Consider the following 13,577-nt stretch of genomic DNA (forward strand, 5'->3'; position numbering starts at 1 on the left):
CTGCTTAAAGCTTGCGAGCCAGTCTGTAGAGGTTGCCTTGCCGCGGCTAGAATGGTTTGGCGGGATACTTCACCGCCCAGTAATCGATGCGCGATCATCCAATCCCCCCGGTCACTGAGCCGCTGCAATACCGGGCTATTGGTGTCGTCAGGGGCGTCTACAAGGCCAAGGAAGACGATCAACTCACCCGCGGCATCCTGCTGGATGCTGATGGCAACGAGCTCGAAACCGTTGTGCTGGGGAGGGTGCTCACGCTGATGCGCCGACATCTGGCCATGAATGAACCCCACCTCTGGGTGGTTTACCCCCGTTGTCGCGAAAGTGAGCATCTCCACCTTCAAATTGCCGGGATCTGGGAGCCCAGCACCCTTTCGCCTGATCAGGCCGGCGCGGAAGACAGCCTCACGGAAGGAGACGACTTCTTCTCCGTCAGGGGAGAGTTGATTTACACGAAGCCCGAAACGGGCGAACTGGTGGTGAAAATTCGCCAGCAACCCAGGGCTGATGGCAGCCGTCCGCTGCCATTCAAGATTCAGGCGAAAGGGACTGTGCCTCTCGAGCACCTGCGTCACTTCGTCAGCCTTGAGCTTCGCCGTCAGGGCCAGGCCCTGCATCTGGAGCGATTTGAAGTGATCGCTCCGATGCCGACGCGTGGAGGCAAATCCAAGGGCGGTCGAGGCCGTCAGGCCACCGGACGCGGTCCATCCATCCAGAGAAGCGGCCGCGCCGGCGTCTGATGGAGGAGGGGCAAGGCTCCACAGGGGCGCTCAGAGCGGGTGTCGCCGTTGCGGTGGTCACCGGTCTGGGAGCCTTCGGACCGGCAATCGGAATCTCCCCCGCCTGGATTGTGATCCTCGTCGGAGGGGGATTGGTTGCCTTGAGTGTCGATGCAGCCACCTGTCAGGGCATGGGAGGTCATGTTCTGGCCGAGGCGCTGCCCGGAGGCGAGGCCAGGTTGCGACGCATCGCTGTTCATGAAGCCGGCCATCTCCTGATCGCTGAGGATGAGCAGCTCCCTGTCCAGCGCGTGATGGTGGGCACCTTGGCCTGTCTTCAGGCTGGTTTGCGCAGCAGCGGAGCGACTGAATTCACCGTTCCGGACAGTGTTCGCATGCCTCTCGAGGACCTGCGCCGCTGGAGCCGGGTCTTGCAGGCTGGCATTGCTGCCGAAACGGTCGTTTACGGCATCGCTCGCGGAGGTGCTGATGACCGAGCTCTCCTGGGACGTCTCTGGGGTCTGTCTGGTCACGATGTGGCCACCGCTCAGAGGGAACAACGGCGTGCTCGTCGTGAGATTGAACAGCAGCTGAAACGCCGTCACCAGGACCTTGAGACCAAGGCCGGCGAATTGCTCAGCCTTGCGCCGCGACTGATGCGATGACGAACGACGGGTGACGGTGGAACTGCACGTTGATTGTCCGACCGGTCTCGCTGGGGACATGCTGCTGGCTGGTCTCATCGATCTCGGGGTGCCCCTGGAGGTGATCGAGCGCCCCTTGATTGCCCTCGGTCTCGACGGTCGCTACCGGCTTGATGCTCTCGAGGCGCGCAGTGGTGGCCTGCGGGGACGGCGCGTCGTCGTCCAGGGCCTGGAGCCGGATCCGCCGGCAAGGCACTGGGCTGAAATCCGCCGTCAGATTCAGGACGCGGACCTGGATCGGGAGCTGCAGACGCAGGTGCTGAGGGTGTTTGGTGCCCTGGCCGATGCCGAGGCTGCCGTTCATGGCTGTGAGGCTGAAGCCGTGCATTTTCATGAAGTCGGCGCCATCGATGCCCTGGTGGATGTGGTCGGCGTCTGCGCTGCCGTGCGCCATCTTCAGCCGGCCATCGTGAGCTGCACCCCGCCACCGATGGGGCATGGATCCGTGCCGACAGCCCACGGTGTCTTGCCGGTTCCTGCTCCCGCCGTAATGGAACTAGCCCGCCGTCATGCTGTTCCGCTCAAGCATTCGGAAGGATTCCCCCCTGGAGAGCTGACAACGCCCACCGGTCTGGCAATGATGGCGACCTTGGCTGAGCGGTTCGCCCCTCCCTCGACCTTTGTTCCCCTTGCGGTTGGCGTGGGCCTCGGACATCGCGACCTCGATCGTCCCAACCTGCTGCGAATCTCTCGTTTGCAGGTTGATGCGGAGGTGCCATCCGGGTTGCGGTGGCAACCACTCGTGGTTCAGGAAGCCTGGATCGATGACGCATCCCCGGAGGATCTGGCCTGGTTGCTCACACGGTTAAGAGAAGCTGGTGCGTTGGATGCCGCGGTTGTTCCTCTGCAGATGAAGAAGGGACGGGCCGCCCACGCGGTGACAGCGTTGGTCAGCCCCGAGAAGGCGGAATCGCTTCGCCAGGTCTGGCTGGCGACAGGATCCAGTCTTGGCCTGCGCGAACGGCAGCAGGGGCGCTGGGTCTTGCCACGCCGGTCTGGAACACTCAAAACGCCCTGGGGAACCCTGCGCGCCAAGCAGATGCGTCGACCCGATGGCCGCTGCAGTGTGAAACCAGAAGCGGATGATCTTCAACGCCTGAGCCGAACGAGTGGATGTTCCATCGAGGAGTTGCGTTTGGCCGCTGCGTCCGTGCCCTTTGAAACCGAGGAGTCGTGGGACTGGTGATGCGCTGGCTGCGCCAGCCAAAGTTGTGGATCACCCTCGCCAGCCTGGTACTGATCGGAATCGCCCTGGTGCAACAGGGCGGTCAGCTCAGGGAGCAGACCCTGGATGCTCGGGGCTGGTGGTGGTTGTTGCTGGGTCTCGGGATCAGCTGGATCAGCATTCTCGTGAACGGAGCCGCCTGGCGTCTGTTGCTGGATTGGCTCGGTCATCGTCCAGCGCAGCTGGACGTGATTCCCTTATTCGTGCGAAGCAATCTGCTCAAGTACCTGCCCGGCGGCATCTGGCACCTTGTTGAGCGGTTGCGTGTCCTGCGATCCCAGATCGGGGCAGGACCGGCGCTGGCAGCGGTGATCCTGGACCCGCTGCTGATCGCGGCAGCGTCTGTGCTGATGATCGTTGTTGGCGGCTGGCAGAACGGATTGCTGTTGGTGGCGCCATTGCCCGCTCTCCTGATGGTGCCGCGCTGGCGGGAACCGATCCTGCAACGTCTTGAACGCATCAAGGCCCGCCAGTTCGAGAGCAAGGGCGGGGGAAGCCTTGAGATCGAGACCTACGGCAGTGGTCGCGGCGGGTATCCATGGACACCGATGGCTTGGCAATTGGCCTTCGTGGCCTGCCGTTTCCTCGGTTTTTATTGCTGCGTCTTTGCGTTCAGGCTGCCGGATCCGGCCTGGTTCATCTGGCTGGCGTCCTTTTCGCTGGCCTACGCCGTTGGTCTGGTGGTGCCAGGGGCCCCTGGAGGTCTCGGGGTGTTTGAAGCCACGCTGTTATTGCGGCTGGGCAGTTCGGTCGCGGAGGCACCGCTGCTGGCGGTGGTGCTGAGTTACAGGGTCATCTCAACGTTGGCGGACCTGCTGGCCGGGGGCGCGCTGGTTGTGGATGGGGCCTTGCTGCGACGCCTCAGCCCCCGTCCATAAGGCTTGCCTTAAAGAGATTGTTCCAGCCTTGATTGTTGGGTTTTGAGCGATGACATCGGCAGGTCGAGGAACAGATAAACAACGTGTATGAAGACGCCGACGGCAAACAGAAATTCGGCGATTTCCTGTTCGCGAGTATGGAAATAAACCAAATCAATTCCTTGCTTTTCAAGCACGACACCCCAGTACATCAATGCGGCAATGGCGAAATAACTGGCTGTGCAGCCGATCGGCAGCAGGAGGTCGGCGATGGATCCCAGGCGCAGAGTTCCATTGCGCCTTAAGAGGAATCCGATGACGGCAGTGAAGGTCAGGAGGGTGAAGACGCAGGCGGCAATCGTCCAGGTGTGGTAATGCAGAAAAGAGAGGTTATGGAAGTTTGTCTCCTGCTGCATGTTGTGTTGATCCATCACCTCTGGCGACGTCCAGTTGAAAATCATCTGGCCCCAGCTCATTTCTTCCATGGCCAACAGAAAAAGGCCAAATCCACCAGCTTGAGTCAGAAATCTCAAGCGCTGTCCGCGAACCTCGGAGGCCACTTTGAACAGCAGAAAGCTTGAGCCAAGAAAAAGAACAAATCCCAGCCATTCCACAAGGCTTCCCTCCGAAATTCGCCTGAGATAACTTTTGAAATCGGAGAGCTGAAATCGATAAATCAAGAAGATTGGCCAGATCAGCAGTGGAACAAGAAAAATGCGTAACCGCCCGGATTTCGCTGTGTCGATCGACGCAACAAGTTTGATGATCAAACCCTTCAAAGAGCTGGCCAGAAGAACAGCGCCAAGGACACCCTGCATCAGCTGAACCCAGGAGGTGGTTCCCCAGCCCGCCTGGCTGATCGTCAGCACATTGGCGATCAAAATAATGATTAGGGCACTGCCCACCAATCCTGTGATCCACGACGCCAGAATGCCGATAAAGAGGATTCGTTCCCGTCTTAATCGCGAGGCGACAAGAAATTGATTGTTGTCCTGAAGAGAATCCTCAAGTTGATCGTGAATCGAAGCCAAGTCTGCCACTTATTGTCTTTACTCAGAGTTAACCATATTAAGCCCCCTTTAGGGGCTCGTTTTAGTCGCTCTGAAAACCATCTGCTGGCAACAGCTCCTCGTTGCGATCAGGCACCGGGATTGCCGCTTGCAACGCCTGACCAGGCCCGATCCATCAGCGAATCTCTTACTGGTGACATGCACATTCAACGGCGAGATCGCTTGCTTCGATGGTTTAAATCCCTGTGCTGATTGTGAAAATCAATGTGTCAACGGATCTTGAACGCAGACTGAACCGGACCAAGGTCTTCCGATCATGATGCCGCTGGATCTGCCGCTGCCCTGCCCGCTGGATGCCGGCTGGGACTTGATCCGCACGGAAGCCCTCCCCCGCGAAGCCAGGGACGGACGCCCGATCGGCGGTTTCTCAGCTGCCGCGTACCAGCCCCGGCAGGATCGTCTCTGGTTGCTCAGTGATTCACCTCGTGGACATCTGATCCCCTGGGGCGGGCTGGCCAAGCTGCTTCGGGGAACCCAGACCAAGCTCACGCCTGGTCCGCGCTTGCAGTTGCGAGATCGGTCGGGTCAACCGTTGCCGGAGGGATTTGACGGTGAAGGTCTGGTGCTGGACGGGAACAATGCCTGGATTGCCAGCGAGGGGCAACGCACGCCGGAACGCCCGGCCAGATTGATCCGCATCGATCTGGCGACGGGGCGGCAGCAGCAGACCATTCCACTTCCAGACAGCTGGCAGGCCTCACCGGGACGGGGACTGGCGGTCAACAAGGGACCGGAATCGCTCACGGCACTGAGCCCGACGGAGCTGCTGCTGGCCGCTGAACGGCCATTGCTGCAGAGCGATGACCCCGCGGCGGTGCCGATCGCACGGATCGGCCACCATGGAGCCGTGGGGCTGAGTGGATCAATGGATCTCTCGTCTGTTGGAGAAAACGACGGGCTGACCGAGCTCCTGGCACTGCCTGCCTCCCATCACGTGCTGGGTCTGATCCGCGGCTATCAGCCGCCGATCTCCTGGTCCGCCACGCTGCTTCTGCTTCCTTACCCCGACAGGTCGGCTCCACCTCTGAAGCCGGTGTTGGGGTGGGATCTGCTGGCTGCCGGTCTGCCTGCAGACAACTGGGAGGCCCTGGCTGTTGGTCCTCAGTTGAGCGATGGACGCACTACGTTGGTATTGGCGAGTGACGACAACTTCAACCCACTCCAGTCAAGCTGGATCGCAGTGATGGCTCCGCGCCGCACTGACGCCTGCCCTGACTGATGCGATGACGCTGCGCCGCCGCTCTGTTCTGTCCATGCTCGGCTTTGGGGGCGTGGGTTTGCTTGCGGCCAAGGCCGGGGGTAGCTCTTCAGCCCGCGCGTCCGCTGCTTCGCCAAACAGCAGCGCTTTCCCCTTTCAACCGGTGCGCGTTCCCCTGCCGGTGAACAGTGATGGCCTGACGGCAGCTCAACAGCAGACCACCTACCGCGAGATGACTGTTGAGGACCGGCTTGTCGTGCCGGAGGGGTTCCGTTCCGATCTCCTCGCGGCATGGGGGGATGCCCTGGGCAGCAGTCGTTTCGGGTTCAACAACGATCACCTCGGCTTTGTGCAGCACGATGCGAACCGGGCATCGATGACCGTGAACTTCGAATACATCAGCCCGAAGCCCTGGGTGGATGGCTTTCAGGAGGTGGTGGGTCAGCCTCTCCCTTACACAGCTCTGGTGCGGTCCTTGGCGCCAGTGGATGGCGTGATCGATTGCACGGCCCTGGCCGCCACGGACCCCCGTCTGGGGCAGATCCGTGCCGTCGCTGATCAGGCGATGACCGATCTCGGGATTGGTGTGATGACCTTGAAACGCGATGGCAAGGGCCACTGGGTGCGCGCCAACGGCCCCCAGGACCGGCGCATCGATGGCATCGCCGGCCTCAACCATCCGGCCGATCGGCTGTGTTCGACAGGGCCGGCCACCAAGGTGTTTGAGGCGGCCAGCCGTCTGGGTTACAACGACGGACTGGGCAGCGCGGTGATCGGCACCTTCGCCAACTGCGGCGGCGGCACCACCCCCTGGGGCACGGTGCTCAGCGCGGAGGAAAATTTCCAGTCCCAGGTGCCGGAGCCCGTGTTCGCTGACGGCAGTTCTGTCCCTCCCGGGCAGCGTCCCTTCCTCTGCCGAGAGCGCAAGTTGTACGGGCTCGGCAATGTCTATGGCCTGGCGGGGAACAAGTACGGCTGGATGGTGGAAGTCGATCCGGACGCCCCCGATCAGCAGGCGGTCAAGCACACGGCGCTGGGACGGTTTCGCCATGAGGCGGTGGCGGTGCGTGCGGAAGCGGGCCAACCCCTGCTGGTGTATTCCGGCTGCGACAGACGCGGTGGCCATCTCTACCGCTTCGTCAGCAGCAAGACGGTCACGGATGTGAAGGACAAGGCCAATTCCCGTCTTCTGGAGGACGGTGAGCTGCAGGTGGCCCGCTTCCAGGCCGATGGCACGGGCACTTGGCTGCCGCTGCGCCCAGACACCGCGGTGGATCCATTCCTGCCAAGCCGGTTTGATCAAGCGGACCTCGCCTGCCCCGTGGAGCTTCCCAACAGCGATCGCCTGCAGGCCGTTGCCGAGCTGTTCCGCGACGATGCGTCCGTTCAGGCTTACCGCGAGCGTTACCCAACCCTTGCCAGCCTTTATCGGGGCGATGGGGATGCGTTGCAGGGGGCGATTTTGGTGGATGCCCACCTGGCGGCCAGCGCCATCGGGGCGACTCCGACCGCCCGTCCGGAAGACACCAAGATCGACCCCATCAGTGGTGATCTGTTGATTGCCTTCACGTCCGGTTCGCCGGGAAGCACCGGAGGTGCTGATCCTGCTGTGTTTCAGGGGCCGGAGGGTCAGTCCAGCTGGCCCAACGGCTGGGTGATGCGTCTCAGCGACCAGGGTGAGAACGGTTTCCGCTGGAGGATGGCAGCGACTGGGGGCACCCCCTGGGCCGGTGGTCTGGGGTTCACCAATCCCGACAATGTGGCTGTCGACTCGAAAGGAAATCTCTGGGTTGTCACGGATCGCTCGATGAAAGGGTCAGCGGGGGATGTGTTCGGCAACAACAGCTGCTGGTTTGTACCGCGTCAGGTTGACTCGGAGGAGTCGGCAGCCTGTTTTGCCATCGGTCCCATGGAGTGTGAGGTCACCGGCGTCTGTCTGGATCGCCCGGAGGAGACAGTCTTCCTTGCGATTCAGCATCCCGGTGAGCTGCATGGATCTCGCCAGCAGGGCGATGAGGAGTTCCAGGCTCATGACCTGGTGGATCGTGAGGGCAACGTCTTTCAGCAACTGCGCCGGCTCCCGCTTGGCTCCAACTGGCCAGCCCAGGCGCCCGATCGGCCGCCCCGCTCCGGTGTGGTGGCGATCCGTCGCAGCAGCGGTCAGTCCTTGCTGGAGGCCTGATCGAGGCTTGGCACCAGCGCCATCGATGCCAGCAGGCCCAGCACCAGGATCATCAGGGCCGGCAGCAGAGCTTCGGCGAGCCGTTCATCGCCGGCGTACTGATAGACCCGCACGGACAGGGTGTCGAAATCGAAGGGGCGCAGCGCGAACGTGAGCGGCAGTTCCTTCACCGTGTCGACGAACACCAACAACAGCCCAACGGTCATCGGACCCCGCAGCAGGGGGAGATGCACGTTCTGAAGAACCTGAAGCCAGTTCAGTCCCATGCCGGTTGCAGCCTCATCCAATGACGGATTGATGCGCTCCAAGGCGGCATCAATTCCACCTTTGGAGACGGCCAGAAATCGGTCGCTGTATCCCCAGAGCAGAAGAACAATCGGACTGAACTGCCATGGTGCGTTGGCAAACAGCAGAGCCAAGGCCAGCACGGTGCCTGGAATGGCGTAGCCCATCCCGGCCAGGAAGGTGAGGCCTTTCAGCCAGCCAGCCTCGATCCAGCGTTTCGCCAGGGCAAGAATCAGTGATGCCAGGACGGCGAGCAGAGCTGCGGCAAGCCCGAGCAGAAAGGTCCGTAGGACCATGACAAACAGATCGTCTCCCTGAGGCTGGCTGAGCTGATCGAGGTTCAGAGCGCCCCAGCAGAGAGGGATGCCGAGACTCAGGGCGGGCGGAAGCAGAGCGAGAAGCTGCGCGGATAAGGCCCGAGGACCGCTCAGGTTCCAGGCCGTTGCATCCCCTCCGCCAACACCGTCGCTCCAACGACGGCTGCGTTGACGCAGCTGACGTTCGGCTGCGACGAGACCGAGCACAATGACCAGGGTGACCAGCGCCAGTGCAATCGCTCCAGCGGGATTCCCTTCCGCCTGCCAGGCCTCGAGAATTCCGGCGGAAAGACTCGGAATACCCAGCAGTTCGACGGCTCCAAGTTCGTTCACGATTTCCATTCCCATCAGGGCGATCCCCGCACCGATGGCTGGCAGGGCAATCGGCAAGGCAACGCGACGGAAGGCTTGCCACGGCCCAACGCCGAGGCTTCGGCAGGCTTCAAGCTGGCGGCGACCACTGACGGAGAAGCTTTCGGTGCTCAACAGAAACACGTAGGGATAAGTACTGAGCGCCATCACGGTGATGCCCCAGCCGATGCCGTGGATGAGAAATCCGCTGCGACTGCCCAGGTCGATCAACGTGGCCGAGAGCAGATAAGCGGGGGTTGCCAGGGGGATCAGCTGGGCGATGCGTAGCCAGCGGCGGCCAGGGAAACGACAGTTGCTGAGAAGCCAGCCGTTGGCCGCTCCGATCACCGTGCCGACGAGGGCACTGCCGATCAGAAGCTGAAGGGTGCCAAGAATCTGTTCGCCGCCATCAGCACTGAGTTGAAGAACGTTTCCTTCAGAGGCTTGAATGGCCTCACTGATTAAACTTAATAGAGGCCAGATTGCCAGAAGGGCGATTGACGCGGAAAGAACAACAAGAACAGTTCTGTTGCCGGAACGTATCAGAGGAGTTATCGCCATTCAGCTCGACCGGTCAATTGTTTTTCGGATTCTATACAGCAACTCAGGGAGTGGTGATCAGCATCTGATCTGGCATGATTTGATGCCAATTGATGTTGTCGTTAGTCGATGAAATATGGCTCGACGCCGGGTAAGGCGGTGCTGACTCTGTTTCTTTGCCTGGCAAAAGTGATGCCTCTGAGCAAAGTCATTCGTATCGTAAAAACTTGTTTTCACCGTCAGGAAACCGCTTGAACCAGGGTCCCAGGGCAGTGGATCCGTCGGAAGATTTTTTTCAGGAAAAGCGTGAGCGTGTTGTCGCCGCTGGCTCGCAATCGATAACGGCCGGGTTGCACTGAAGCGCATAACGAAACCGGCTTGAGAACAAATTCGGGGGTGCTCCGACGCTGTTTTAGGGAGCTCAGATGAGGTCTACTTGAATGGCACGATCAATGTCGATTGACAGTTAAAAGATGTCATATCAATGAAGGTCGATGATCAACAATCGGTCAAGGTTTAAATCGCACATCGCATCAACTCAATTGATGCGGTCGTCCGGACCGTTCCTTTTCATGATTCACCGTACTGACTCAATTAATCGTTGCTGGTGGTGAATCCTGTCGCGCTTCAGTCGATCTGGCACCGATACCCCGGATCGGGTGATGTCTGGTCACTCAGGGGCATCGATCTTGATATCGCCGAAGGAGAGCTTCTCGGCCTTCTGGGGCCATCGGGTTGCGGAAAAACGACCCTTCTGCGCTGTATTGCAGGTTTTGAACATCCTGCCAAGGGGACCATTCTCATGCACGGGGCTCCGGTGGCTGGTGCAGGGCGACTGGTTCCACCCGAGCGACGTGGTGTGGGCATGGTCTTTCAGGACTATGCCCTCTTCCCTCACCTGACGGCTTGGCAGAACGCCTGTTTCGGTTTGGTGAGGGGTGCCGACACCAGCCGTGTGTCCTGGCTGTTTGAGCTGCTTGGGATTCAAGGGCTCGAGAAGCGCTTTCCCCATCAGCTTTCCGGTGGGCAGCGTCAACGCCTGGCCCTGGCCAGGGCCTTGGCCCCCTCGCCAAGGGTTGTGTTGCTCGACGAACCTTTTTCCAGCCTGGATGTTGAGGTGCGTCTACGCCTTCGCGGCGAACTCAGCGGAGTGTTGCAGGCCTGCGGTGCGAGCGGCGTCATCGTGACCCACGATCCAGGGGAAGCCCTGGCGATCTGTGATCGCGTGGCCGTGATGCGTGACGGCTCCCTTCATCAATGCGCGTCCCCCCAGGAGATTGTGCGCGACCCGGCAACCGCTTTTGTGGGCTCGTTTGTCCTGCAGAGCAATGTCATTCCTGTGCAGCCCCCCAGGAAAGGAGAGCTTTCTTGTGCTCTCGGCAGTTTCAGGAATCGTGCTCAGCTTGAGGCGCTTCAGCAGGATTGGCCCGATGAATCCTGCGTGCTGGTTGATCCGCAGGCCATTGGTCTGGTTGCTGAACCAGGAGCTCAGGCCAGTGTGCTCGGGCGAGAGTTTCTCGGTGACCTCTGGGAATACAGAATCCGACTTGGTGACTTGCTTCTGCGTGCCAGGTGTCCATTGGAACAGGATTATCTGCCCCACGCTCGTTGTCGCGTGGCTTTAAAAGACGACGCCTCAGTCAAGTTATTACCCCAACGAATTGACTTGAGAAAGATTGGTTTTTAACCGCTCTGGATTCTTGAATCACCCATTCATTGATTTTCCCCTTTGTTCATGAAAGATCTCACGCGTGCGATCAATGATCATTTGGCATCTGAATTTCAGGCCAGCCACACATATCTCGCGATGCCAATTTGGCTGCGCGAAAATGATCTGATTGGTTTTTCCACTTATATATTGAATAAGAGCAATGAAGAGCGCGGTCATGCATATCGAATGATCGCATTTCTAGTTGACAGTGATCAGCAAGTTGAGTTACCCACTGTTGAAGCGCCGGAACGGAGCTGGCCATCCGTGAAGGACCTGTTTGATGTTGTTGCCAGCTTGGAAAAGGGTGTCACGGCCTCCATTGACAGGCTTTACAGCCTTGCTGAACAGCTCAATGAACGCAGTGCCACAGCCATGCTCGATTGGTTTGTTGAGGAACAGGTGCAGGAGGAAGCAGAAGCCCGCTTTGTCTGCAAGCGTCTGCGCCTTGCCGGGGCGAATACAGCAGCGCTGCTGCTTCTGGATCAGCAATTCCTGGACGGAACAGCTCTGGCGTCCGTGAAGGGAGGATCGGGTTTTGGAGTCGTTGCGGCGAACTGACTGATCAGGACCAGAGGGACAGATTCTCCAGCGCCGGCGACATTTTTTTCAGAAGAGGATTTCAGGCAGCCCCCGGGTTCTGGACCAACAAAAAACTCCCTGGATCAGCAGGGGGCTTGCGATTGTTGAGTCACACGATCAGCGACGGGGCTGGTCTCGCACAGGAATCGGGATCAGGACGGGTTCACGAAGACCACCGCCGGAATTGTCGTCATCGGAATCCTCCAGAAGCCAGATCAAGAGGCTGGCGGCCATCACAAGAGCAAGGAGCGCGAGTGTTTCAGCCATGGATCCGATCACCATCGCATCAACATAGTCAGCTTGTCGGGGCAACGCAGGCCTGAAGCTGCTGTCGAAGGGTGTTGTGATCAAGGTCACGTCCGATCAGCACAAGCTGGTTCTTTCGCGCGCCGGTCCAATCGCTGTCGTCAATGGAAAAGCGCTTGCCAGCCAGATGGAACACATGGCGTCGTTCGCTTTCCTCGAACCAGAGAATCCCTTTGGCCCGGAACACCTCTGCCGGCAGCTCGTTGTCCAGAAAATTCTGAAATCGCCTCAGCGCAAACGGCCCATCACTGCTGAAGGAGAGAGAGGTGAAGCCATCCACGGCCAGATGGTCACTGTGTTGGTGCCCATGGTCGTTGCTGTGCCCGTGCCCGTGGTCATGGCTATGTCCGTGATCGTGGCTGTGTCCATGGTCGTGGCTGTGTCCATGGTCGTGGCTGAGTCCATGGTCGTGGCTGTGCCCGTGCCCGTGGTCATGGCTGTGTCCGTGCGCGTGATCGTGGCTGTGGTCACGGTCGTGGTCGTGGTCGTGGCTGTGCGCGTGATCGTGGCCGTGGTCGTGGTCGGGGCTCTGCGGAGAGTCGGCCACCTTGTCTGATTCGAACAAGCCAACGCTGAGCAGCAGGGGCAGGGGAACATCACCTTTCACCGAGTGCAGGATGCGGGCGTCGTTCTTCACATCGCGAAGCTCCTGCTCAACAGCCTTGAGGCGTTCAGGGGGGACCAGGTCCACCTTGTTCAGCAACAGTATGTCGCCGTAAATCACCTGAGCCCGACCCACCTGCGTGTCCAGCACGGCCTGATCGAAGTTTTCGGCATCGATGAGGGTGATGATCGAATCCAGTCGCGTCTGCTCCCGCAGTTCGCTGCCCAGAAAGGTCATGGCCACCGGCAGGGGATCGGCAAGCCCCGTGGTCTCCACCACGATGTAGTCCAGTTGTTCTGGACGTGAGATCACTCGCTCCACCGTTTCCATCAGCTCGTCGTTGATCGAGCAGCAGATGCAGCCGTTGCTCAACTCCACCATGTCTTCAGCGGTGGTCACCACCAGCTCGTTATCGATGCCGATCTCGCCGAATTCATTCACCAGCACTGCGGTCTTGACGCCGTCCTGATTGCTGAGGATGTGGTTCAGAAGGGTGGTTTTCCCAGCCCCAAGAAAGCCGGTGAGGATGGTGACGGGGACACCGGCTGATGCGGTGGCTGAGGTCATAACAGTGATCCCACTCAGCTCATGCTGGCAGCAAGGCATCGATGGCGGCAGCCAGGCCGGCATCAAGGTCGCTCAGGCCTCCAAGGTCGTGGGTGGTGAGTTCGATCGAGATGCGGTTGTAGACGTTGCTCCAGTTGGGATGGTGCCCGCGCGATTCAGCCAGGAGAGCCACCTGGCTCATGAACCCGAAAGCCTCGACAAAATCACGGAACTCGAGATCACGTCTCAGTCGATCGTCGCTCAGCGTCCAAAGCGGCAGCGTTGTCGTGAGCTGCTGTCGCTGATCCGTTGTGAGCAGGGTGGCCATGGGACGTGAAACCGGGGACGCATCCCATTGTGTTGTCCTCTCTCTGGGAAAATGTGGA

13 protein-coding genes are annotated in these 13,577 nt (G+C 60.0%); 8 read left to right on the forward strand and 5 right to left on the reverse strand.

The genetic code is table 11. From position 1 onward, the window contains the following. Positions 1–86 precede the first annotated feature (86 nt). Genes KR100_RS04660 through KR100_RS04675 form a run of 4 tightly spaced genes read left to right on the forward strand, consistent with a single transcriptional unit; the run spans position 87 to position 3,523 of the window. Entirely contained in the window at positions 87–737 is a 651-nt protein-coding gene (locus KR100_RS04660; protein ID WP_038543586.1) for a hypothetical protein, read from the forward strand. Further along, on the forward strand, positions 734–1,381 hold the full coding sequence (locus tag KR100_RS04665) for a hypothetical protein (protein ID WP_038543587.1): 648 nt from the start codon (positions 734–736) through the stop codon (positions 1,379–1,381). The genes KR100_RS04660 and KR100_RS04665 overlap by 4 nt, the downstream gene beginning before the upstream one ends. A 16-nt stretch (positions 1,382–1,397) precedes the next feature. After that, positions 1,398–2,606: a nickel pincer cofactor biosynthesis protein LarC gene (gene larC / locus KR100_RS04670; protein WP_038547955.1), complete on the forward strand. Its 1,209-nt coding sequence runs from the start codon at positions 1,398–1,400 to the stop codon at positions 2,604–2,606. Beyond that, positions 2,606–3,523, forward strand: coding sequence for a lysylphosphatidylglycerol synthase domain-containing protein (locus tag KR100_RS04675; RefSeq protein ID WP_204207805.1), 918 nt, complete (start codon positions 2,606–2,608; stop codon positions 3,521–3,523). Before larC ends, KR100_RS04675 begins: the two co-directional genes overlap by 1 nt. Positions 3,524–3,531: 8 nt before the next feature. Here the strand turns inward: KR100_RS04675 and KR100_RS04680 are convergent, their stop codons facing one another. Continuing rightward, entirely contained in the window at positions 3,532–4,116 is a 585-nt protein-coding gene (locus KR100_RS04680) for a hypothetical protein (RefSeq protein ID WP_162176480.1), read from the reverse strand. A gap of 712 nt (positions 4,117–4,828) precedes the next feature. On the opposite strand from KR100_RS04680, the gene KR100_RS04685 reads away from it, so the two are divergent. Continuing rightward, on the forward strand, positions 4,829–5,791 hold the full coding sequence (locus KR100_RS04685; RefSeq protein ID WP_038543589.1) for an esterase-like activity of phytase family protein: 963 nt from the start codon (positions 4,829–4,831) through the stop codon (positions 5,789–5,791). A gap of 4 nt (positions 5,792–5,795) precedes the next feature. Continuing rightward, on the forward strand, positions 5,796–7,952 hold the full coding sequence (locus tag KR100_RS04690; RefSeq protein WP_038543591.1) for a PhoX family phosphatase: 2,157 nt from the start codon (positions 5,796–5,798) through the stop codon (positions 7,950–7,952). Here KR100_RS04690 and KR100_RS04695 read toward each other — a convergent pair. Further along, positions 7,931–9,466 (reverse strand): iron ABC transporter permease, encoded by a 1,536-nt coding sequence (locus tag KR100_RS04695; protein ID WP_038543593.1) that lies wholly within the window; start codon positions 9,464–9,466, stop codon positions 7,931–7,933. The genes KR100_RS04690 and KR100_RS04695 overlap by 22 nt on opposite strands. Positions 9,467–10,052: 586 nt before the next feature. Between KR100_RS04695 and KR100_RS04700 the strand changes: the two genes are divergently transcribed. Then, positions 10,053–11,132, forward strand: a complete 1,080-nt coding sequence (locus KR100_RS04700; RefSeq protein WP_369793824.1) for an ABC transporter ATP-binding protein — start codon at positions 10,053–10,055, stop codon at positions 11,130–11,132. Positions 11,133–11,180: 48 nt separating this feature from the next. Beyond that, positions 11,181–11,714, forward strand: a complete 534-nt coding sequence (locus KR100_RS04705; protein WP_038543595.1) for a ferritin — start codon at positions 11,181–11,183, stop codon at positions 11,712–11,714. A 138-nt stretch (positions 11,715–11,852) separates the two neighbouring features. On the opposite strand, the gene KR100_RS16490 is transcribed toward KR100_RS04705, so the two are convergent. The 3 genes from KR100_RS16490 to KR100_RS04720 are packed head-to-tail and all read right to left on the reverse strand — an operon-like array spanning position 11,853 to position 13,519. Next, positions 11,853–12,002, reverse strand: coding sequence for a hypothetical protein (locus tag KR100_RS16490; protein WP_204207782.1), 150 nt, complete (start codon positions 12,000–12,002; stop codon positions 11,853–11,855). 28 nt (positions 12,003–12,030) lie between these two features. Further along, positions 12,031–13,212, reverse strand: a complete 1,182-nt coding sequence (locus KR100_RS04715) for a GTP-binding protein (protein WP_038543599.1) — start codon at positions 13,210–13,212, stop codon at positions 12,031–12,033. A 19-nt stretch (positions 13,213–13,231) separates the two neighbouring features. Next, the gene (locus KR100_RS04720; protein ID WP_038543601.1) at positions 13,232–13,519 is read right to left on the reverse strand and encodes a 4a-hydroxytetrahydrobiopterin dehydratase; all 288 of its coding nucleotides are present in this window, start codon (positions 13,517–13,519) and stop codon (positions 13,232–13,234) included. Positions 13,520–13,577 lie beyond the last annotated feature (58 nt).

It is taken from the genome of Synechococcus sp. KORDI-100, from assembly GCF_000737535.1.
GTDB lineage: Bacteria > Cyanobacteriota > Cyanobacteriia > PCC-6307 > Cyanobiaceae > Parasynechococcus.